A 21441-nucleotide genomic window follows, 5' to 3' on the forward strand; every position below is an offset into this window, starting at 1 on the left:
TTGCGTGCAGGTTTACGGCCTTCTTTCTGAGGCAGTTTATGGTTTGTCACAAATTTCAGAGTTATACCCGGAATTTTCTCCGTATCCGGACGTCATAATCAACTGCCACGCTCGCCGTGGCAAAGAATAAAAAGGATTAAGGAAAGAAGATGAAAAAACGCGTACTCGTTATTGCCGCTCTGGTGAGCGGTGCACTGGCTGTTTCTGGCTGCACAACTAACCCTTACACCGGTGAGCGTGAAGCGGGTAAATCCGGCATTGGCGCGGGTATCGGCTCGCTGGTCGGCGCAGGCGTGGGGGCGCTCTCCTCCTCCAAGAAAGACCGCGGTAAAGGCGCGCTGATTGGCGCAGCGGCGGGCGCGGCACTGGGTGGCGGCGTCGGCTATTACATGGACGTGCAGGAAGCGAAGCTGCGCGACAAAATGAAGGGAACCGGCGTGAGCGTGACGCGCAGCGGCGATAACATCATCCTGAATATGCCGAACAACGTGACCTTCGACAGCAGCAGCGCAACGCTGAAACCCGCGGGCGCGAACACGCTGACCGGCGTGGCGATGGTGCTGAAAGAGTACAACAAGACCGCCGTGAACGTGATGGGCTACACCGACAGCACCGGCAGCCAGGATCTGAACATGCGTCTGTCCCAGCAGCGCGCCGATGCCGTAGCCAGCTCGCTGATCACCCAGGGCGTTGAAGCCAACCGCATCCGCACCAGCGGCATGGGCCCTGCCAACCCTATCGCCAGCAACAGCACGGCGGAAGGCAAAGCGCAGAACCGCCGCGTTGAGATTACGTTAAGCCCAATTCAGTAGGTAAAAGCAAAACGGCAACGCTCGTTGCCGTTTTTAGTGGTGGCACCCTCTCCCGTGGGAGAGGGTTGGGGTGAGGGCACCAGACCGCACCCTCCGGTAAGCGCAGCGCCACCGGGCAAATTACTTGATTCGTCTGATTTTCCCGTTAAGGTATTCTCACTAAATTCAGGGAAATCAGCGATGAGCAAACCAGCCCGGGCCACCATTAGCGACGTTGCGAAAGCCGCCAAAACCGGTAAAACCAGTATTTCACGCTACCTTAACGGCGAGAAACACCTGCTGTCCGACGCATTGCTGGCGCGTATTGAACAGGCCATTGCCGATCTCGACTACCGTCCCAGCCTCATGGCGCGCGGGCTCAAACGCGGCCGCACCCGCCTTATCGGGCTTATTATCGCCGATATCACCAACCCCTATTCCGTTAACGTGCTCAGCGGTATTGAAGCCGCCTGTCGCGAGAAGGGCTTCACGCCGCTGGTCTGTAATACCAACAACGAAGTCGATCAGGAGCTGCATTACCTCGATCTGCTGCGCAGCTACCAGGTCGAAGGGATTGTGGTGAACGCGGTGGGCATGCGGGAAGAGGGTTTAAACCGCCTGCAGCAATCCTCCCTGCCCATGGTCCTCATCGACCGTAAAATCCCGGAATTTGCCTGCGATGTGGTCGGGCTGGATAACACCCAGGCCGCCACGACCGCCACCGAACATCTGATCGAACAGGGCTTCGAGGCCATTCTGTTTCTGAGTGAACCGTTAGGGATGGTCAATACCCGTCGCGAGCGCCTGAGCGCATTTCGCACCACGCTGGAGCGATATCCCGGCGTGATCGCCGAAAATGCCGAAACGCCGCTTCACGAAGCCGACCAACTTGATAACACCCTGCGCCAGTTCCACACGCGCCATCGCGGGATGCGCAAAGCCGTTATCTCCGCAAACGGGGCGCTGACGCTTCAGGTCGCCCGCTCGCTCAAGCGCATTGGCCTGCACTGGGGCAGCGATATCGGTCTGCTGGGGTTTGATGAACTGGAGTGGGCGGAGCTGGCGGGCGTCGGCATTACGACCCTCAAACAGCCCACCTGGCAGATTGGCTATGCTGCTGTTGAACAAGTGGTTCGTCGTATTGAAGGCACCAGCGATGCCGTTCGCGAGCAGGTCTTCTCCGGCGAGCTGATCGTTCGCGGCTCCACGGCGCGTTAATTTTCCCTTGTGATACCGATCATAAATTCGACATCCTGACCTTTTCTTTGGAACCGGTTCCATCTAGCGTAATAGTATTGTTATGTTGCGATGGAGTCCGAAGATGGGCAGGAAAATTATGGTGGTCACCGCCGCGTACGGTGCGGAACAGGTGCGACAGGCAGGCGGTCAGCGGGCGATGCTTCCCGTGATTGCAGGCGCAGGGGCAGACGGCGTGGAGATCCGCCGGGAACTGTTCAGCAGCGAAGAGCTGCTGACGCTGCCTGCGCTGGGAGAATCCATTGAGCTGCTCGGCCTGCTGGCGTGCTACTCCGCCCCCGCCGCCCTGTTTATGCCCGACGGCACCCTCAACCCGGATCTGACCCGCTATCTCTCTGAGGCCAGCACCCTGAACGCCCTGTGGCTGAAGGTTTCCCTGGGCCATTTCCGCGACGCGCAGCCTCTCGACGCCCTGCGTAGCCTGCTGAACGCAAGCGGCATGGCGCTGGTCGTGGAGAACGATCAGACCGACTGTGGACAGCTCGCGCCGATGCAGCGCTTCCAGGCCGCCTGTCGGGAAATGGCATTGCCCGTCACGCTGACCTTCGACATGGGCAACTGGCTGTGGGTCGGTGATTCCCCCGAAGAGGCCGCGCGTAATCTGGCCCCTGCGGTGAGCTATATCCACGTGAAAGCCGCCGTGCCGCATAAAGATAACTTCCGCGCCGTGGCGCCGGACCACGCTGATGCGCGCTGGCTGGATCTGCTTGGCCAGCTGCCTGCCGATGCCCCGCGCGGTATCGAGTTCCCGCTGGAAGGGACGGATTTAACCGCCGTTACCCGCCATTACGTCAACCTGCTGCGCGAGGAGTAAGCCATGCACAAGACGCTGGATGTCATCACGATCGGCGAGGCCATGGCGATGTTTGTCGCCACCGAAACGGGCGAGCTGAGCGCGGTAGAGCACTTTATCAAACGCGTGGCGGGCGCAGAGCTGAACGTCGCGACCGGCCTGGCGCGTCTCGGCCTGAACGTGGGCTGGGTCAGCCGCGTGGGGGACGACAGCTTTGGCCATTTCGTTCTCGACTCGCTGAAAAAAGAGGGTATTGATGCCGCAGGCGTCACCCTCGACGGACGCTTCCCTACCGGCTTTCAGCTTAAATCAATGGTCGAAAATGGAACCGATCCCATCGTGGAGTATTTCCGTAAGGGATCGGCCGCAAGCCACCTCTCAGTGGCGGATTACCACGCCGACTATTTCGCCTCCGCGCGCCATCTGCACCTCAGCGGCGTGGCGGCAGCGCTGTCTGCCAGCTCGTATGAACTGCTGGATCACGCGGCAGCCACTCTGAAAGCCCAGGGAAAAACGATCTCTTTCGATCCGAACCTGCGCCCGGTGCTGTGGAAAAGCGAAGCGGAAATGGTCGAGAAGCTCAACCGTCTGGCGTTCAGAGCGGACTGGGTTCTGCCGGGCCTGAAAGAAGGGATGATCCTGACCGGCGAAAGCACACCGGAAGGCATTGCCGATTTCTACCTGAATAAAGGAGTAAAAGCGGTGGTGCTGAAGACCGGCGCCGATGGCGCATGGTTTAAGACGGCCGACGGCGAACAGGGCGCGGTCGCGGCGGTCAAGGTTGAGAACGTGGTCGACACCGTCGGCGCGGGCGACGGTTTTGCCGTGGGCGTGATTAGCGCCCTACTGGAAGGCAAAACGCTGCTGCAGGCCGTGGCGCGAGGCAACAAGATTGGCTCGTTGGCCATCCAGGTGCAGGGCGACAGCGAAGGATTACCAACGCGAGCAGAGCTTAACGAATAAACATCCCCCTCACCCTAACCCTCTCCCCAGAGGGGCGAGGGAATGACTTGCTCCCTCTGGGAAGAGGGCCGGGGTGAGGGGCATAAATCGCACTCAGCAAAACAAGCCACCGTGTACCCTACAGACAACGGCGGTAACAACCTCAACAACAGAGGCAAGCCTATGAACAGTTCGACCAATGCAGTAAAACGCTGGTGGTACATCATGCCAATCGTGTTTATCACGTACAGCCTGGCATACCTTGACCGTGCCAACTTCAGCTTCGCGTCCGCGGCGGGGATTACAGAGGACCTTGGCATCACCAAAGGTATTTCCTCCCTGCTGGGTGCCCTTTTCTTCCTGGGCTACTTCTTCTTCCAGATCCCCGGCGCGATTTACGCGGAACGCCGCAGCGTGCGTAAGCTGATCTTCGTCTGTCTGATCCTGTGGGGCGCCTGCGCGTCACTGACCGGCGTGGTGAACAATATTCCTGCCCTGGCCGCCATTCGCTTTATCCTCGGCGTCGTTGAGGCGGCGGTCATGCCGGCGATGCTGATCTACATCAGCAACTGGTTTACCAAATCTGAACGCTCGCGCGCGAATACCTTCCTGATCCTCGGTAACCCGGTGACGGTGCTGTGGATGTCGGTGGTGTCTGGCTACCTGATCCAGTCCTTCGGCTGGCGCGAGATGTTTATCATCGAAGGGGTTCCGGCAGTGATCTGGGCATTCTGCTGGTGGGTGCTGGTAAAAGATAAACCTGCCCAGGCGAAATGGCTTTCCGAAGATGAAAAAGCGGCGCTGCAGGCGCAGCTGGATAAAGAACAGCAAGGTCTGAAGGCGGTACGCAACTACGGTGAAGCCTTCCGCTCGCGTAACGTGATCCTGCTCTGCGCGCAGTACTTTACCTGGAGCATTGGCGTGTACGGCTTTGTGCTGTGGCTGCCGTCGATTATCCGCAGCGGCGGCGAAAACCTCGGCATGGTAGAAGTGGGCTGGCTCTCTTCCGTACCGTATCTGGCCGCGACCATCGCCATGATCGTCGTCTCCTGGGCGTCGGACAAGCTGCAGAACCGAAAATTGTTTGTCTGGCCGCTGCTGCTGATCGCTGCTTTTGCCTTTATCGGCTCGTGGGCCGTGGGTGCAAATCACTTCTGGGCCTCTTATACCCTGCTGGTGGTCGCCGGTGCCGCCATGTATGCCCCGTATGGTCCGTTCTTTGCCATCATCCCGGAAATGCTGCCGCGTAACGTCGCGGGTGGCGCGATGGCGCTGATTAACAGTATGGGTGCGCTGGGGTCGTTCTGCGGCTCCTGGTTCGTCGGCTACCTGAACGGTGCCACCGGCAGCCCGTCCGCATCGTACATCTTTATGGGGGTGGCGCTTTTCGCCTCCGTGTGGCTTACTCTGATTGTTAAGCCTGCTAATAATCAACAACACCCTGTCGGCGCACGCCACGCCTGAATCCTTAAAAATCAATGGAGATTAGCATGAAGCCGTCCGTCATTTTGTACAAAGCACTGCCGGAAGATCTGCAGAAACGCCTTGAAGAACACTTCACCGTCACGCTGGTGAAGAACCTGAGCCCGGAAACCGTGGCGCAGCACGCCGAAGCGTTCGCCAGCGCCGAAGGCCTGCTGGGTTCAAGCGAGAAAGTGGATGTCGCCCTGCTGGAGAAAATGCCGAAGCTTCGTGCTACCTCTACCGTTTCCGTGGGTTACGACAATTTCGATGTGGATGCCCTTAACGCCCGCAAGATCCTGCTGATGCACACCCCCCATGCCCTGACGGAAACCGTGGCCGATACGCTGATGGCGCTGGTACTCACCACGGCCCGTCGCGTGGTGGAAGTGGCCGAGCGCGTGAAAGCGGGCGAATGGACAAAAAGCATTGGACCGGACTGGTTCGGCGTGGACGTTAACGGCAAAACGCTGGGCATTGTTGGCATGGGGCGCATTGGGCTGGCACTGGCGCAGCGCGCGCATTTTGGTTTTAACATGCCGATTCTGTATAACGCGCGCCGTCATCACAGTGAAGCCGAAGAACGCTTCAACGCCCGCTACTGCGAGCTGGATACTCTGCTGCAGGAAGCCGATTTTGTTTGTCTGGTTCTGCCGCTGACGGACGAAACGCGTCATCTGATTGGCAAATCCGCATTTGAAAAAATGAAGAAATCCGCCATTTTCATCAACGCGGGTCGTGGCCCGGTGGTAGATGAGAAGGCGCTGATTGAAGCCCTGCAGAACGGTGAGATCCATGCCGCAGGTCTGGACGTGTTTGAACAGGAGCCGCTGCCGGTGGACTCCCCGCTGCTGACAATGCCAAACGTCGTCGCCCTGCCCCACATCGGCTCAGCCACCCATGAGACGCGCTACAACATGGCGGCCACTGCGGTCGATAACCTTATCGCCGCCCTAAGCGGAAAGGTGGAGATAAACTGCGTGAACCCGCAGGTGCAACAATAGAAATGAAAAAACCCGCCAGAAGGCGGGTTTTTGAATTTTGTGCTACTGGGTTGGAAGCTTACAGGCTTACAACGTTACCAGCTGCTGGGCCTTTAGCGCCGCTTTCGATGGTGAAGGACACTTTCTGACCTTCGTCCAGAGATTTGTAGCCATCGTTCTGGATAGCAGAGAAGTGTACGAACACGTCTTTAGAGCCATCGTCAGGAGTGATGAAGCCGAAACCTTTATCAGCGTTGAACCATTTTACCAGACCAGTCATTTTAGCAGACATAGAAATTACCTTATTAACAAATATATTGAGCCTTCCGGCTTGATGGATTGCGTTACAGATTTTTAAGCGATGAAGGAAGGGTCACAACGAAGGGTATCTATGGATAACAATCTGGACTGCTTTACTAAACTGCTTTAGGTCTGTGTAACAAACCGACGGGGATAGTTATACCGATGTGGTAGAAGAATGACAAGCGTTATTTTCGATAAGCATAAAAAAAACCCCGCCAGGCGCGGGGTTTTTTCGGTTTATTCTGTGGCCGTGACAGCGGCACTCCAGGCTTGGCTAAAGGCCTGATGCTGGGAGGCCAGCGGCCCAATCAGCGTATTGTACTGGCTTGCCTGCTGCGAGGTCGGGAACTGAATGCCGTTGGCAACAAAGCTCACCTGAGTATCCTGCTGGGCAATAAAGTCGCCCACCTGAACCAGCTGCTGCGTGAAGATTTGCGCGGCCGGAATCAGCGGTTGCAGCGCTTCAGACGGTTTCGTCACCACTTTCTCATATACTTTGTCGAAGACAGGTTTGAGATCGTCACCCTGCTTCAGCGCAGAACGTGAAGCGTCAGCCTGCATTTTCGCATTCTGCAACTGCTGGCTCAGCACGCCAAGCGCACCGTTGGACTGGCGAAGCGGTTCACGCTGCGTCATATAATCCTGCGGAACGCGAATGGCGTTCACGCTATCCACTACCGGACGGATACCGGAATCCATCGCCTGGCTCACCTGCTGTGAATAACCATAAAGAATGGCGTAATCGGACACGAAGGGGCCAAACTGTTTTTTCTGATCCGCAGTCAGCGTCGGCAACCGCTCGCCGCTGCGCATCACTGTATTCTGCAGAAAATCGATAAACGCTTTGCGCTGATCGCCTTCTTTATCAAAACACCCACTCAGGCTAACAACCATCAACAACGCCGCAATAGGCGCAAACCAGCGAGAGCAGGACTTTCCTGTCGCCATTTTATTACTCCTTTCACCCAAAAAAGCGCACACCGGCACACGCGTGCCCGACGCTGACAAGGATAGTCCAGGTCAGCCTTGCAAGATACTCTTTTCATGCAAAACGGCTATTGCCGATTTATTTCTTACCATTTACAAAAAAATACCTGCCGAAGCCGACATATGACTAATCAGGTAATTAGCATAACTATCCATATCGCTGAATCGGGTAAAGCGATCGTTATCGCACGATTAATCACACCCGTGACGATCCTGGGTTCGTATTAGGGACTATTCTTAACTGGCTCTCTGATGTTCTTGATCACGATGTGAGATTTAAGAGGAGTCCTCAATGGAATATAAAGATCCTGAGTTTGAACTGCTGAGCAGTCTGGAACAGATCATTTTTAAAGACGTACCGCAGGCGATTACCCTGCAACAAAAATCCAATCCCTTTACAGAATATGAGCAATTGCGCAAAGGGACAGGACTGAAAACGGAAGAATTCGCCAGAGCGATGGGTGTCAGCGTGGCTATGGTGCAGGAGTGGGAGTCAAAACGTGAGAAACCCACCCCAACCGAGTTAAGGCTGATGCGCCTGATTCAGGCCAACCCTGCACTCAGCAAACAGATAGCGTAGTGAAGATTGAATGCCCCCGCCTTTGCGGGGGCTTGTGTTTTAAAGGCTCTCGCAACGCCAGCCCGCCTCTTCCCATACCCATTCATGCGTTAACGCTAAGCCTCTTAGAAAAGCCTCATCGTGCGATACCACCAGCAGAGCCCCGGGGAAACTGGACAGCGCCGCTTCAATGGCCTGGACCGAGGCTAAATCCAGATGGTTGGTCGGTTCATCCAGCAGCAGAAGCTGCGTGGCCTCCGCACGCCACAGCACGCATGCCAGGGCGGCCTTAAGACGCTCGCCGCCGCTGAGCTCCGCCAGCGGGAGCGTAACTTTGTCGGCCCCTAGTTGAAGCTGCGCCAGACGGGTTCGCAATACCCCCTCTTCCAGAGGCGTATGACTCAGGTTGAAATGCGTCATGACCGACTGTGAAAGATCGAGCCGGGAAAGATGTTGATCAAGATAAGCGCAGCTGACTGAAACCTTACAGGTACCCGAACGGGGGGCTATCTCGCCGAGGAGGATTTTTAACAGCGTCGATTTTCCGCAGCCGTTCGGTCCCTTTAACGCCACGCGCATCGGTCCGTCCATCCGCCAGTTGAGCGGAGGAACAGGCGCATGCGGCAGCACCAGATCCTCCAGCACCAGCACCTGCTTCCCCTCCGGGATCTGGCTCCCCGGCAGGGTGAACATTACCGGGCTATCTTCCTCAACGCGTTCACGCGCCTTATTTACCGCGGCGTTGAGGGCATCATTTTGCTCGCTGTGCTGTTTTTTCCAGGCGCCGATCCGCTCCTTTGCCGCGCCTTTATATTTGACCCGCTCGAACGACGCGATATTCAGGGTATCGACGGTGCGCAATGTCTTTGCCGAACGCCGCTGACTGTCATCATGCTCTTTTTGCATGCGTGCCCGAGTGCGTTTGCGCTCGGTTGCAGCATGTTCCAGCGACGCGCGGGCCGCCTGCTGTTCGGCATCGCGCTGGGTTTGATAATCCGCATAATTCCCGCCGTAGCTGCGCAGACCCGAGGCGCTCAGTTCAAGGATACGCGGCACCTGCTCCAGAAGTTCGCGGTCATGGGAAGCCACCAGCACGCCGCCCTGAAAACGGCTGAGCTGGTCGTAGAACCACGTCCGGCCCTGTCGGTCCAGATGGTTAGTGGGCTCGTCCAGCAGCATGAAATCGGCTTCAGCCGTAAACACCCCGCACAGCAGGGCGCGAATGCGCTCGCCGCCGCTGAGCTCACCGGCGGGTTTATCCGGGTCAAACGGCGGGAGATTCGCATTGATAAAGGCTTCGCTCAGACGCTCGGCGACATCCCAGCGGCCGTCGAGCGTGTCCAGATCGTCAGGCTGATAATCGCCGCTGTCGATGCGCTTACGCGCCGCAAAAATAGCGTCATACCCGAGCAGTTCAGCAAGCGTCGTCTGCGGAGAAATGACGTGCTGCTGCGCCACATAGACATGCGAGCTAAAGCGTTCAATATGACCGGTAGCCGGTTCGTCCAACCCCGCCAGCAGACGCAACAGACGCGTTTTCCCGCTGCCGTTACGGCCAACCAGCGCGCACAGGGAGGGTTCCAGCGTGAGATTCAGCGGACCAAAAAGGGTATCGCCCGTCGGAAACTGACAGGTGACCTGATGCAAAATAAAAGAAGGGGACTGCGCAAAATGAGCCATAAGCACTCCTGAATGAAATCAAAACATCCCCTGCCGACGCGGTGGCGTTTAGCAAGGATCGAAATTCATCAGTCGTGTTTGTTCATTTTTGGGGGGCGCTCCAGCGCGAGAAAGTTAACGCGTTAAGGATAGCGGTAATGTGTTGAAGGTTTCAAGGTTAAATTTTGGACGACTTATACTCCCTCTCCCTTTGGGCTGAGGGATCCCCACCAAATATTGCCTGCACAGACGGCCCCCTCTCCCTTGAGGGAGAGGGCTGGGGTGAGGGGGAACATACGGCTGTGGGGGTTGTTCCTTGCTACTCTGTAACGACATGGCCTGTGAACGTGCCAGGGCGGCTCAATCGCCACCGCCATGGCGTCGCTGTAAAACCTCTACCCGCAGTATGCTTCTCATTACGGTAATTTTGCGAGCCTCTTTCCAGAAATGGTAATATCCTCAGCAACATAGCTCAAAACTGTTGCCGCCTGTTTTGATGAGCAGTAAGTTCTCTTCGCATCTGCAAAATCAGGTGCCGGGATTGGAACCCTGAATCACTTCACTGGCGACACAGGCTCTGTGTCGTACGGCCTGTTGCATCTCAATGGCGGGCCGGACAGGGGCGCTGCAAAGCGCGCTGGTGTCAGTGAGGCCAGTCGTTCCAACCTTGTTCGGTTCCGCCACCAGCGAGCCTGGAACCTCCCGTGGCGGAAGATATACCACTCACTGAGGTTATTTTATGTCATTGATTAACTCTTTAATCACCCTGCCCTTCAACCATGCCACCGACTTCACCGAACTGGCGGATAACTGCGAACGTTTTACCGACGCACTGGTCGATTGCGAAGAACCCGCCCCAAAAATGGCCCTTTACGGCAGACTTTATGCCTGTCTGAATCTTCTGCAACCCACGCTTCTGGATCCTGTTCCGGACGCTTTAAAAGCCAGCCTGACCGTGAAGGAACTCCCGTCATGCGTTCCGGCTTTCGAACCCGAATGCGATCAGCTGGGGCGCTACTGTCAGGAGCTTACGCAGATGCTGATGAACGGCTCACTGCCGCGACAATCTGAAATCGTGATGGAAGATTTGCTGTGCGAGCTGGTCAGCTACTTTGCCGATACGCTGAAGGCACCGCGCTGGCTGCAGACAGACGAAGGCACAATCGCGATCGGCTAAACCTGCCGGATGGCGCTGCGCTTATCCGGCCTACAAAAGACCCATAAAAAAACCCGCCGAAGCGGGTTTTTAGCATGTGTAACAGCGGCACATCACTGCAGCAGCGAAATATCCGCTACGCGCAGGAACAGCTCGCGAAGTTTCTCGAGCATGGAGAGACGGTTAATACGCAGTTCTTTATCTTCTACGTTCACCATCACTTTCTCGAAGAAGGCGTCGATAACGTCACGCAGCTCGGCCAGCTCCACCAGCGCTTCCTGGTAGCGACCTTCCGCGAAGTACGGCTCGAGCTTGTCGCGCAGCACCACAACCTGCATCGCCAGAGCGATCTCTTCCGGCTCTTTCAGGGTTGCGGCGTTCACACGCTCGTTCAGCGTCTCGTCGGATTTCGCCAGAATGTTGGATACGCGCTTGTTGGCCGCGGCCAGGGCAGATGCCGCTTCCAGCGTACGGAAGTGGGAAACCGCCTTCATACGCGCATCGAAATCAGCCGGACGGGTTGGACGACGCGCCAGCACCGCCTGAATGGTGTCAACGGTGTAACCTTCGTCCTGATACCATGCGCGGAAACGACCGAGCATAAAGTCGATCACGTCATCCACAACCTTCGCGTTGGTCAGCTTGTCACCGTACAGACGCACCGCTTCTTCGGTCAGGGTCTGCAGATCGAGGTTCAGGTTCTTCTCAACGATGATACGCAGCACGCCCAGCGCGGCACGACGCAGCGCAAACGGATCTTTGTCGCCTTTCGGATGCTGACCGATACCAAAGATACCCGCCAGGGTGTCCATCTTATCGGCAATTGCGACGGCACATGCAACCGGGTTGGACGGCAGTTCGTCACCCGCAAAGCGCGGCTGATACTGCTCGTTCAGGGCGACGGCCACGTCTTCCGCTTCGCCATCGTGACGCGCGTAGTGCATGCCCATCACGCCCTGGGTGTCGGTAAATTCGAACACCATGTTAGTCATCAGGTCGCACTTGGACAGCAGGCCTGCACGCGTCGCGTGGTTGACGTCTGCACCGATTTCACGGGCAATCCAGCCGGACAGTTCCGCAATACGGTCGGTCTTGTCGCGCAGCGTACCCAGCTGCTGCTGGAACAGCACGGTCTGCAGGCGCGGGAGATGATCTTCCAGACGCTTTTTACGGTCGGTATTGAAGAAGAACTCCGCATCTGCCAGACGTGGACGCACCACCTTCTCGTTACCGGAGATAATCTGGATCGGATCTTTCGATTCGATGTTCGCCACGAAGATGAAGTTTGGCAGCAGCTTGCCGTCGTTGGCATAGACCGGGAAGTACTTCTGGTCACCCTTCATGGTGTATACCAGCGCTTCAGCCGGAACGGCCAGGAATTTCTCTTCGAACTTCGCCGTCAGCACAACTGGCCATTCAACCAGAGAGGTGACTTCTTCCAGCAGGCTGTCGCTCAGGTCTGCGTTACCGCCAATCTTGCGCGCCGCGTCTTCCGCGTCCGCTTTGATTTTGGCTTTACGCTGCTCGTAGTCGGCAATGACCTTACCGCGCTCCAGCAGGATCTGCGGATACTGGTCGGCATTGTCGATGGTGAACTCTGGCTCGCCCATAAAGCGATGGCCGCGGATCACGCGATCGGACGCCACGCCCAGAATGGTCGCCGGGATAACGGTATCGCCCAGCAGCAGGGTCACGGTGTGCACCGGACGCACGAAGTGCACGTCAGACGCGCCCCAGCGCATCAGCTTAGGAATCGGCAGCTTCGCCAGAGACGTGGCAATCATGTCCGGCAGCAGCGCTTCAGCACTTTCGCCTTTCACGTGCGCACGATACAGCAGCCACTCGCCTTTATCCGTGGTCAGACGCTCGGCCTGATCAACGGTGATGCCGCAACCGCGCGCCCAGCCTTCAGCCGCTTTGCTCGGCTTGCCTTCCGCGTCAAACGCCTGGGCAATCGCCGGGCCACGTTTTTCGACTTCGCGATCCGGCTGAGACGCCGCCAGATTTGCCACTTTCAGCGCCAGACGGCGCGGTGCAGCAAACCACTCAATTTTACCGTGTGCCAGGCCAGCGTTATCCAGCTCGGCGGTCACGTTCGCAGCGAAAGATTCAGCCAGGCTGCGCAGGGCTTTTGGTGGCAGCTCTTCGGTGCCGATTTCCACCAGGAAAGTTTTCTCAGACATGGCCGCCTCTTATTTGTTTCGGTTGCACATCGGGAAGCCAAGGGCTTCACGGGACGCATAGTAAGCTTCTGCAACGGCTTTGGTCAGGGTACGAATACGCAGAATGTAGCGCTGACGTTCAGTCACGGAGATGGCTTTGCGGGCGTCCAGCAGGTTGAAGCTGTGGGCGGCCTTCAGAATACGCTCGTAGGCAGGCAGCGGCAGCGGTGTTTCCAGCGCCAGCAGCTGCTGCGCTTCTTTCTCATACTGCTCGAAGCAGGTGAACAGGAAGTCCACGTCCGCGTATTCGAAGTTATAGGTGGATTGCTCCACTTCGTTCTGATGGAACACGTCGCCGTAGGTGGTTTTACCCAGCGGCCCGTCGCTCCAGACCAGGTCGTAAACGCTGTCTACGCCCTGAATGTACATCGCCAGACGTTCCAGACCGTAGGTGATTTCACCGGTGATCGGCTTACATTCCAGACCGCCAACCTGCTGGAAGTAAGTGAACTGGGTCACTTCCATGCCGTTCAGCCACACTTCCCAACCCAGACCCCAGGCACCCAGCGTTGGGTTTTCCCAGTTATCTTCCACGAAACGAATGTCGTGAATGGTTGGATCCATACCCAGCTCTTTCAGCGACCCGAGGTACAGTTCCTGAATGTTGTCTGGTGATGGCTTAATCACCACCTGGAACTGATAGTAATGCTGCAGACGGTTCGGGTTCTCACCGTAACGACCATCGGTCGGACGACGGGAAGGCTGCACATACGCGGTCGCCATTGGCTCTGGCCCCAACGCGCGCAGGCTGGTCATCGGGTGTGAAGTGCCGGCGCCGACTTCCATGTCCAAAGGTTGAACAATGGTACAGCCCTGACGAGCCCAGTAATCCTGTAAGGTCAGGATCAGGCCCTGGAAGGTCTTGGTATCAAACTTTTGCATAGTATTTCGTGCTGGATACGTGTGGTTTTAAATGGAAGGGACCAGTATACCCGCTGGCTGCAAGATATACAGTACGAAACGGGGTTGTTTAGGGAAAATTGGGGAAATAAGCCTTCCGGCCAGAACGCTGACGGCGTCTGGCTGTTGATTATACGAGCAGGCTAGCGCATGGAGAGGTGTAAAAACTGACCGTCCGCATCAAACGAGCAGACAAAGCCCTCTTTGCGCGACGTATGTCCCCGCAGCTCATAGCTTCCCTGAAAACGCTCAAACCCGGTGACATCAATTTTCTGTACGTCCGAGTTATAGCGGCGAGCGGCCCGATCTTTACAGAGCGCTTCCATATTCAGTGAACGTTCCGGGCTCATTTTACCCTGCTGCGCTTTCTGCACAGGTGCTTCTTGCGGCGCGCTGCATCCCGCCAGGCTCAACAGCAGAAAGAGTGACGCCACACGCTTCATCATCATTTTTATTACCGCCCTGGTCAGTGGCTGTTATTTTTAGTATCAAAGCTTTTATAGATTACGGTCCGGCATTCTGCGAATCTCGCGGCCTCCCTACAAGCCTGCTGAATAAAACTCAGACTTTTCCAAGCGAAGACTTTTGGACAATGGCAGTCACACTCAATTTACAGGGAATACGAGGAACTGATGCAGTCAAAAATTAACTGGATTGATAACCTGCGAGGAATAGCGTGTCTGATGGTGGTCATGATCCACACGACGACCTGGTACGTCACGAATGCCCACAGCATCAGCCCCGTTAACTGGGATATCGCCAATATTCTCAACTCTGCGTCACGCGTCAGCGTGCCGCTGTTCTTTATGATTTCCGGCTTTCTCTTTTTTGGCGAGCGTAGCGCGCAGCCGCGGCACTTCATCCGCATCGCGGCCTGCCTGGGGTTCTACAGCGCCGTTGCCCTGCTCTATATCACGCTGTTCACCTCCATTAACGCCGGGCTATCGCTGAAATACGTGCTGCAAAAACCGGTGTTCTATCACCTGTGGTTCTTCTTCGCCATTATCGTTATCTATCTGGTCTCCCCGCTCATCCAGGTAAAAAACGTCAGCGGTAAAATGCTGCTGGCCCTGATGGTGGTTATCGGCATTGTCGCCAACCCGAATACGCTCTCACAGAAAATCGACGGATTTGAGTGGCTGCCGGTCAATCTCTATATCAACGGCGATACTTTTTACTACGTGCTTTACGGCATGCTGGGGCGCGCCATCGGGATGATGGACACGCAAAAACGCGGGCTGAACTGGCTCTGCGGGGCGCTGTTTATCGCTGGCGTGGCAGTGATTTCACGCGGGACGCTGCACGAATTGCAGTGGCGCGGCAATTTTGCCGATACCTGGTATCTCTATTGCGGGCCGATGGTCTTTATCTGTGCCGTTTCGCTGCTCACGCTTGCCAAAAATACCCTGAACACGCGCGCCCTTCCCGTGCTGAGTATTATCTCGCGGCACTCTCTCGGGATTTACGGTTTTCACGCGCTGGTGATCCACGCGCTGCGCACGAGAGGCGTTGAGCTAAAAAGCTGGCCGGTGCTGGATATGGTCTGGATTTTTGCCGCCACGCTGGCGATCAGCCTGCTGCTGTCGATGCTGCTGCAAAAAATAGACGTTCGCCGCTTCGTCAGCTAATGCTTCGCTGCCGGGCGCGATGGTACTGGCGCGGGGAGGAAAACCCTGCCGCCAGTGAAGCCTGCTCAACGCCGCGCCCCTGTATCAGCCACTGCTCCGCCACCGCCAGACGCAGCTGTTCCAGATAATCGCGAACGCTAATCCCTAAATGTGACTGAAAAAGCCGGGTGAGATGACGCGGGCTGACGTGCGCCAGTGCGGCAATGTCAGGCAAGCTCCACGTTTTTTGCGGGTCGGCGGTGAGCGCATCCTGCGCCCGATGAATCGCCGGGTGAAGATGATTGCGATAGCGTAGCCACGGAGAGAGCTGGGGATCGTCACCGGAACGGCGGAACCAGACCACCATTTCACGCGCTACGGTCAGCGCCTTTTCGGGGCCGCACAGGCGGTTAATCATGTGCAGCGCCAGATCGATGCCTGACGTGATCCCCGCGCTGGTCCAGATATTCTCATCCTGCACAAAGATGCGGTTTTCTTTAATCGTCGCCGTGGGGGCCGCGGTGCGTAAACGGCTAATAACGTCATGATGGGTCGTGCACTGTCGGTTGTTCAACAGGCCCGATTTCGCCGCCAGTAAGGCCCCTGAACAGACGCACATCACGGTGATTTCCTGGCGTTGGATCTGCGGCTGCAGGCGCATCAGCCAGTGCTGGATCTGCTGCGCCTGTGGCGTTGAGAACTGACTGCGGGAGTCGCTCACACCCGGCAGCACCAGCAGGCTGCCTTCCGGCAGACGCTCCGGCAGCGGCTGAATGCCGCTCATCGTCAGGCCAATGGACGTCGGAACCTCCGGCTGCGGGCCAATGTAATGCAGGCGAAACGCGTCGCCTGCCAGCACAAAGGTTTCTGCCGGGCCGGTCATGTCTAATGACAGCACCCCGGGCAACATCACGAACCAGACGTCGATGCGCATTACAGTGACTCCAGCGTCTCCGCTACCGTTTTAATCTCGGCAAAACGCCCGGACAGTACCGTCTCGGTACGATGGCGAATTTCCGCTGCGCTAAGGGTTATCCCCTTGTACGTCATGGGAAACGTCAGCGTTGCCTCACTAACAAAGGTCACAGCATAACCCAGATCGGATGCCACCCGGGCGGTGGTTTCACAGCATTGTTCAGTGCGAATGCCGCAGATAATCAGCTGGTTGATATCACGCTCGCGCAGCCAGCGGTCAAGCCCGGTATCCGTGAAGGCATTATGGACGTGTTTCTGGAAAACCACATCCGGCTGATGACGTAAAAAGGCCATCGGTTTGACATAGCCGCTTTCGAGGGTGAAAGGACCTTCTTCATCCACGTGAAAAATATCAACGACCGGAATATTGTGCGCCTGGCAGCCTTCGATCAGCCCCAGCATCGCCTGCTGAAAGGCAGGGATCTCGCTTTCATGCCAGTAATTGCGGTGATGGAATGACTGCTGAGTATCGATGTTGATTAATGCAATGCGTGACATGATGGTTCTCCTCGCCAGTGGGTGTAACACCATACTGGCAAGGAAATGAAGGCACGCACAGACCAAAAAAGGACATCCTCGTGCCTCTCCCGGACAAGCGGTTTTAAGACATCAGCGGCAGCAGCTGCTGGTAGATTTTGCGGAACACGTCGCGCCTCTCCGCGTACCGCGCATGGCGCGCCGCGTCAGGCAAATGCGCCTGTTCAAGCGTAAGCTGCGGCAACAGTTGCGAAAGCGGTTGTTCCGGATGAATGGCTATCTGCGCCAGACGCGCGGCACCGAGCGCGGGCCCGACATCCCCTCCGGTGCGGAAATCCAGCTGCAACCCGCTGATATCAGACAGCATCTGTCGCCAGTAAGGGCTTCGCGCACCGCCGCCAATCAGGGTGACGCTCGTCGGTTTCAGGCCGCAGTCGTGCACCACGTCCATCCCGTCGGCCAGCGCATAGCCCACGCCTTCCAGAACCGCACGCGCCAGTTCTGCCGGGCCATGTTGATGGGTTAAGCCAAAGAACACCCCTTTCGCTTCCGGGTTGTTGTGCGGGGTACGCTCGCCGGAAAGATACGGTAAAAACCAGACGGTACCCGCAGCGTCATCCGCCTGCTGGGCTGTGGAAATGAGCGCCGGAACGTCGGCCATGCCGGTGAGTTTTGCCGCCCAGTCCAGGCAGGATGCCGCGCTGAGCATCACCGACATCAAATGCCATTTCCCGGGAAGGGCATGACAGAAACTGTGCACAGCGCTTTCAGGATTACTGCGATACCCGTCGCTGACGGCAAAATAGACGCCGGACGTTCCCAGCGACAGCATCGCCTGCCCCGCCTCAACCATGCCGACACCGACAGCGCCCGCCGCGTTATCGCCGCCCCCGGCCACCACCGGTACGGCAGGCATATTCCAGCGTTCAGCAACGGCTGGCAGCAGCGCGCCTGTCACCTCACAGCCTTCGTACAGCGCTGGCATATGTTCCCGGGTCAGATGGCAGGCATCCAGCATCGCCTCGCTCCAGTCGCGCTTCGCCACGTCGAGCCACATGGTGCCCGCGGCATCGGACATGTCGCTGGCGAAATCGCCCGTTATGCGAAAACGCAGATAGTCTTTCGGCAGCAGGACTTTCGCCACCTGACGGAAAATCTCCGGTTCGTGGCGCTGCACCCACAGCAATTTGGGCGCAGTAAAGCCGGGCATCATCAGGTTGCCGGTAATCTCCCGGGAATTGGGCACGCGTTCCTCAAGAAGCGCGCACTCTTCCGCACAGCGGCCATCGTTCCAGAGGATCGCTGGACGCAGCACGCGATGCTGGCTGTCGAGCAGCGTAGCGCCGTGCATTTGTCCGGCAATTCCCAGCGCTTTCACGTCACGAAGGCTGTGCTGCTCACCTAAGGCTTTCATTGCGCGATCCGTCGCCTGCCACCACTGCTCCGGATCCTGTTCTGACCACAGCGGATGCGGACGTGAAACCTGCAGCGTTTCCGTCTGCGTTGCTAACACGTCGCCCTGCTCGCTCAACAGGATGGCTTTCACACCCGATGTGCCAAGATCGATCCCGATATACATTACGGTGACTCCTTTAACAGAAATGCCCGGTGGCGCTAACGCTTACCGGGCCTACGTGCATCTTCAGCTCAATCACTTATCAAACAGATAGTGGTTTACGAGATTTTCCAGCAGTTCCTGGTGCCCGCTCTGGTGCTGCGGCGCCAGCTGCTGTTGTTCAGCGTACTTCGCAATTTCCGCCAGCGATAACTGACCTTTCAAGATTTGCTGGCCCAGCTCACTGTTCCAGCCGCTGTAACGCTTCGCTACGCGTTTATCCAGCTCGCCGTCTTCAATCATACGAGCCGCCACTTTCAGCGCCAGCGCCATGGTGTCCATCGCGCCAATGTGGCCGTAGAACAGATCGTATTTGTCGGTGCTCTGACGACGCACCTTGGCATCAAAGTTCAGGCCGCCGGTGGTGAAACCGCCCGCTTTGACGATCTCGTACATCACCAGCGCATTCTCTTCCACGCTGTTCGGGAACTGATCGGTGTCCCAGCCCAGCTGTGCATCGCCACGGTTCGCATCGACAGAGCCGAAAATGCCCAGCGCAATCGCAGACGCGATCTCGTGATGGAAAGAGTGGCCCGCCAGCGTGGCGTGGTTGGCTTCAATGTTCACTTTGATCTCTTTTTCCAGACCGAACTGCTTCAGGAAGCCATACACCGTCGCCACGTCGTAGTCATACTGATGCTTGGTCGGTTCCTGCGGTTTCGGCTCAATCAGCAGCGTGCCGCGGAAGCCGATTTTGTGCTTATGGTCGACAACCATCTGCATAAAGCAGCCAATCTGCTCGCGCTCCTGACGCAGGTCGGTGTTCAGCAGCGTTTCATAACCTTCACGGCCACCCCACAGGACATAGTTCTCGCCACCCAGCTGATGCGTAGCGTTCATTGCCGTCACCACCTGCGTGGCTGCCCAGCTAAACACTTCCGGATCCGGATTGGTTGCCGCGCCCGCGCCGTAGCGTGGGTTGGTGAAGCAGTTTGCAGTACCCCAGAGCAGCTTCACGCCGCTTTGCTGCTGTTTCGCCGCCAGTACATCCACCATCTGCGCAAAATTGTTCAGATACTCTTTCAGCGACGCGCCTTCCGGCGACACGTCCACGTCATGGAAGCAGTAGTACGGTACGTTCAGCTTGTGGAAGAACTCAAATGCGACATCGGCTTTGCGCTTTGCCAGCTCAATGGCCTCACCCGGCTGCTGCCACGGGCGGTCAAAGGAACCCACGCCGAACATATCGGCGCCGTTCCAGCAGAAGGTATGCCAGTAACAGGCGGCAAAGCGCAGATGATCTTCCATGCGCTTACCCAGCACCAGCTCATCCGGGTTGTAGTGACGAAATGCTAAAGGATTGGTCGTTTTTGGGCCTTCGTAACGAACACGATCGAGTTGGTCGAAATAAGCTTGCATATTGAGCTCCATAATCAGGGTATGCGGCGAGTCGTTGATACAGGAGTAATAGTGAATAGACATTTTGGGTTGCTCAATTACGTTATTTCACACTGCTATTGAGAGAATGCACAACTGTGCGCTGGCTCGCAAAATAATGCGCAGACAAACTATTTTTCGGCGCGTATTCCAGAATCAAATGTAATTAAGACGTTACGTATTTTAAAATCCGATCGCGGTCATAAATTCAGAAATAAACCAAATATCATAATGAGAAGATAAAAATCTGTAATTGCCAGCCCGCCTTTCCGCGTTAAAAATTTGCTGCGTCTCAGTAGTGAATGTTTCTTTTATCTCAGCAACACATACCCCTACAAAAAGGCCTAATAATTATGAAGATAAAGAACCTGACTCTAACGCTCTGCACTACGCTTCTCCTTGCAAGCTTTGCAGGACATGCCAAAGAGGTCAAAATTGGCATGGCGATTGACGACCTGCGCCTGGAACGCTGGCAAAAAGATCGCGATATTTTTGTGAAGAAAGCAGAATCTCTCGGCGCAAGCGTGTTTGTTCAGTCGGCTAACGGCAACGAAGAAACACAAATGTCGCAGATTGAGAATATGATCAACCGTGGCGTCGATGTTCTGGTCATTATCCCCTATAACGGCCAGGTATTAAGTAACGTGGTGAAAGAAGCCAAACAGGAAGGCATAAAAGTCCTGGCCTATGACCGCATGATTAATAATGCGGATATTGATTATTATATTTCTTTCGACAATGAAAAAGTCGGGGAATTACAGGCGCAAAGCCTGATCGACAAAGTGCCTCAGGGCAATTATTTCCTGATGGGCGGCTCTCCGGTAGATAACAACGCCAAACTGTTCCGCGAAGGGCAAATGAAAGTCCTTAAACCGTACATCGACAACGGTAAAATTAAAGTGGTTGGCGATCAGTGGGCCGACGGCTGGCTGCCAGAAAACGCGCTGAAAATTATGGAAAACGCGCTGACGGCCAACAACAACAAAATTGATGCGGTTGTGGCCTCCAACGATGCCACTGCAGGCGGTGCTATCCAGGCCCTGAGCGCACAGGGGCTGGCCGGAAAAGTCGCCATTTCAGGACAGGATGCCGATCTCGCTGGCGTAAAACGCATTATCGCAGGCACCCAAACCATGACGGTCTACAAACCGATTACCCAGCTGGCCAATACGGCGGCGGAAATCGCCGTGGAGCTGGGTAATGGCAAACAACCTAAAGCAGACGCAACGCTGAATAACGGCCTGAAAGACGTTCCGGCTCGCCTGCTCACGCCGATTGAAGTCAATAAAGAGAACATTGACGCCACCGTGGTTAAAGACGGTTTCCACAAGAAGAGCGAACTGTAATCCGGCGCGGCCCCTGCTCTGCGGGGGCGCA

General features: G+C 56.5%; 20 protein-coding genes. 10 read left to right on the plus strand and 10 right to left on the minus strand.

The features are described from left to right. Positions 1-149: 149 nt before the first annotated feature. The 6 genes from IM317_RS05325 to ghrB all read left to right on the plus strand — a co-directional run bounded on the left by IM317_RS05325 (position 150) and on the right by ghrB (position 6248). Positions 150-812: an OmpA family lipoprotein gene (locus IM317_RS05325; RefSeq protein ID WP_024909080.1), complete on the plus strand. Its 663-nt coding sequence runs from the start codon at positions 150-152 to the stop codon at positions 810-812. Between the two features lie 180 nt (positions 813-992). Continuing rightward, positions 993-2009: a LacI family DNA-binding transcriptional regulator gene (locus tag IM317_RS05330; RefSeq protein ID WP_023309954.1), complete on the plus strand. Its 1017-nt coding sequence runs from the start codon at positions 993-995 to the stop codon at positions 2007-2009. Between the two features lie 103 nt (positions 2010-2112). Beyond that, entirely contained in the window at positions 2113-2862 is a 750-nt protein-coding gene (locus tag IM317_RS05335) for a sugar phosphate isomerase/epimerase (protein ID WP_033146998.1), read from the plus strand. A gap of 3 nt (positions 2863-2865) precedes the next feature. Next, the gene (locus IM317_RS05340; protein ID WP_033146999.1) at positions 2866-3804 is read left to right on the plus strand and encodes a sugar kinase; all 939 of its coding nucleotides are present in this window, start codon (positions 2866-2868) and stop codon (positions 3802-3804) included. Positions 3805-3966: 162 nt separating this feature from the next. Then, on the plus strand, positions 3967-5247 hold the full coding sequence (locus tag IM317_RS05345) for an MFS transporter (RefSeq protein ID WP_023309951.1): 1281 nt from the start codon (positions 3967-3969) through the stop codon (positions 5245-5247). Between the two features lie 26 nt (positions 5248-5273). Beyond that, positions 5274-6248, plus strand: a complete 975-nt coding sequence (gene ghrB / locus IM317_RS05350; RefSeq protein WP_033147000.1) for a glyoxylate/hydroxypyruvate reductase GhrB — start codon at positions 5274-5276, stop codon at positions 6246-6248. A gap of 58 nt (positions 6249-6306) precedes the next feature. Here ghrB and cspA read toward each other — a convergent pair whose 3' ends face one another. Further along, positions 6307-6519 carry an RNA chaperone/antiterminator CspA gene (gene cspA / locus IM317_RS05355; RefSeq protein WP_003860775.1) on the minus strand — a complete coding sequence of 71 codons (213 nt, stop codon included), beginning with the start codon at positions 6517-6519 and terminating at the stop codon, positions 6307-6309. A gap of 248 nt (positions 6520-6767) precedes the next feature. Next, positions 6768-7478, minus strand: coding sequence for a DUF3053 domain-containing protein (locus IM317_RS05360; RefSeq protein ID WP_023309949.1), 711 nt, complete (start codon positions 7476-7478; stop codon positions 6768-6770). 331 nt (positions 7479-7809) lie between these two features. Between IM317_RS05360 and IM317_RS05365 the strand changes: the two genes are divergently transcribed. After that, on the plus strand, positions 7810-8097 hold the full coding sequence (locus tag IM317_RS05365; RefSeq protein WP_029740975.1) for an HTH-type transcriptional regulator: 288 nt from the start codon (positions 7810-7812) through the stop codon (positions 8095-8097). A gap of 39 nt (positions 8098-8136) precedes the next feature. Here the strand turns inward: IM317_RS05365 and IM317_RS05370 are convergent, their stop codons facing one another. After that, positions 8137-9756 carry an ABC-F family ATP-binding cassette domain-containing protein gene (locus IM317_RS05370; RefSeq protein ID WP_033147002.1) on the minus strand — a complete coding sequence of 540 codons (1620 nt, stop codon included), beginning with the start codon at positions 9754-9756 and terminating at the stop codon, positions 8137-8139. A gap of 718 nt (positions 9757-10474) precedes the next feature. Here IM317_RS05370 and IM317_RS05375 point away from each other — a divergent pair. Further along, a complete protein-coding gene (locus IM317_RS05375; protein WP_033147003.1) occupies positions 10475-10912 on the plus strand; it encodes a hypothetical protein in 438 nt (145 codons plus the stop codon). 92 nt (positions 10913-11004) lie between these two features. Here IM317_RS05375 and glyS read toward each other — a convergent pair whose 3' ends face one another. The 3 genes from glyS to IM317_RS05390 form a co-directional block, all read right to left on the minus strand. Then, the gene (gene glyS, locus IM317_RS05380; RefSeq protein WP_033147004.1) at positions 11005-13074 is read right to left on the minus strand and encodes a glycine--tRNA ligase subunit beta; all 2070 of its coding nucleotides are present in this window, start codon (positions 13072-13074) and stop codon (positions 11005-11007) included. Between the two features lie 9 nt (positions 13075-13083). Beyond that, positions 13084-13995 carry a glycine--tRNA ligase subunit alpha gene (gene glyQ / locus IM317_RS05385; protein WP_003860141.1) on the minus strand — a complete coding sequence of 304 codons (912 nt, stop codon included), beginning with the start codon at positions 13993-13995 and terminating at the stop codon, positions 13084-13086. Positions 13996-14156: 161 nt separating this feature from the next. Beyond that, entirely contained in the window at positions 14157-14462 is a 306-nt protein-coding gene (locus IM317_RS05390) for a YsaB family lipoprotein (RefSeq protein WP_033147005.1), read from the minus strand. 183 nt (positions 14463-14645) lie between these two features. Here IM317_RS05390 and IM317_RS05395 point away from each other — a divergent pair, with 183 nt between their 5' ends. Continuing rightward, positions 14646-15641 carry an acyltransferase gene (locus IM317_RS05395; protein ID WP_033147006.1) on the plus strand — a complete coding sequence of 332 codons (996 nt, stop codon included), beginning with the start codon at positions 14646-14648 and terminating at the stop codon, positions 15639-15641. Here the strand turns inward: IM317_RS05395 and IM317_RS05400 are convergent. The 4 genes from IM317_RS05400 to xylA form a co-directional block, all read right to left on the minus strand. Continuing rightward, the gene (locus IM317_RS05400; protein WP_033147007.1) at positions 15634-16554 is read right to left on the minus strand and encodes a GlxA family transcriptional regulator; all 921 of its coding nucleotides are present in this window, start codon (positions 16552-16554) and stop codon (positions 15634-15636) included. The two genes, IM317_RS05395 and IM317_RS05400, sit on opposite strands and share 8 nt — an antisense overlap. After that, the gene (locus IM317_RS05405) at positions 16554-17093 is read right to left on the minus strand and encodes an isochorismatase family protein (RefSeq protein WP_033147008.1); all 540 of its coding nucleotides are present in this window, start codon (positions 17091-17093) and stop codon (positions 16554-16556) included. Before IM317_RS05405 ends, IM317_RS05400 begins: the two co-directional genes overlap by 1 nt. Before the next feature lie 103 nt (positions 17094-17196). Next, entirely contained in the window at positions 17197-18651 is a 1455-nt protein-coding gene (gene xylB / locus IM317_RS05410; RefSeq protein WP_033147009.1) for a xylulokinase, read from the minus strand. Positions 18652-18723: 72 nt separating this feature from the next. Beyond that, on the minus strand, positions 18724-20046 hold the full coding sequence (xylA, locus tag IM317_RS05415) for a xylose isomerase (protein WP_120785289.1): 1323 nt from the start codon (positions 20044-20046) through the stop codon (positions 18724-18726). A gap of 371 nt (positions 20047-20417) precedes the next feature. Between xylA and xylF the strand changes: the two genes are divergently transcribed. Further along, complete coding sequence (xylF, locus tag IM317_RS05420) at positions 20418-21410, plus strand: D-xylose ABC transporter substrate-binding protein (protein ID WP_032650791.1); 993 nt, start codon at positions 20418-20420, stop codon at positions 21408-21410. Positions 21411-21441: the final 31 nt, after the last annotated feature.

Source organism: Enterobacter cloacae complex sp. S3, from assembly GCF_014930495.1.
GTDB lineage: Bacteria > Pseudomonadota > Gammaproteobacteria > Enterobacterales > Enterobacteriaceae > Enterobacter > Enterobacter asburiae_B.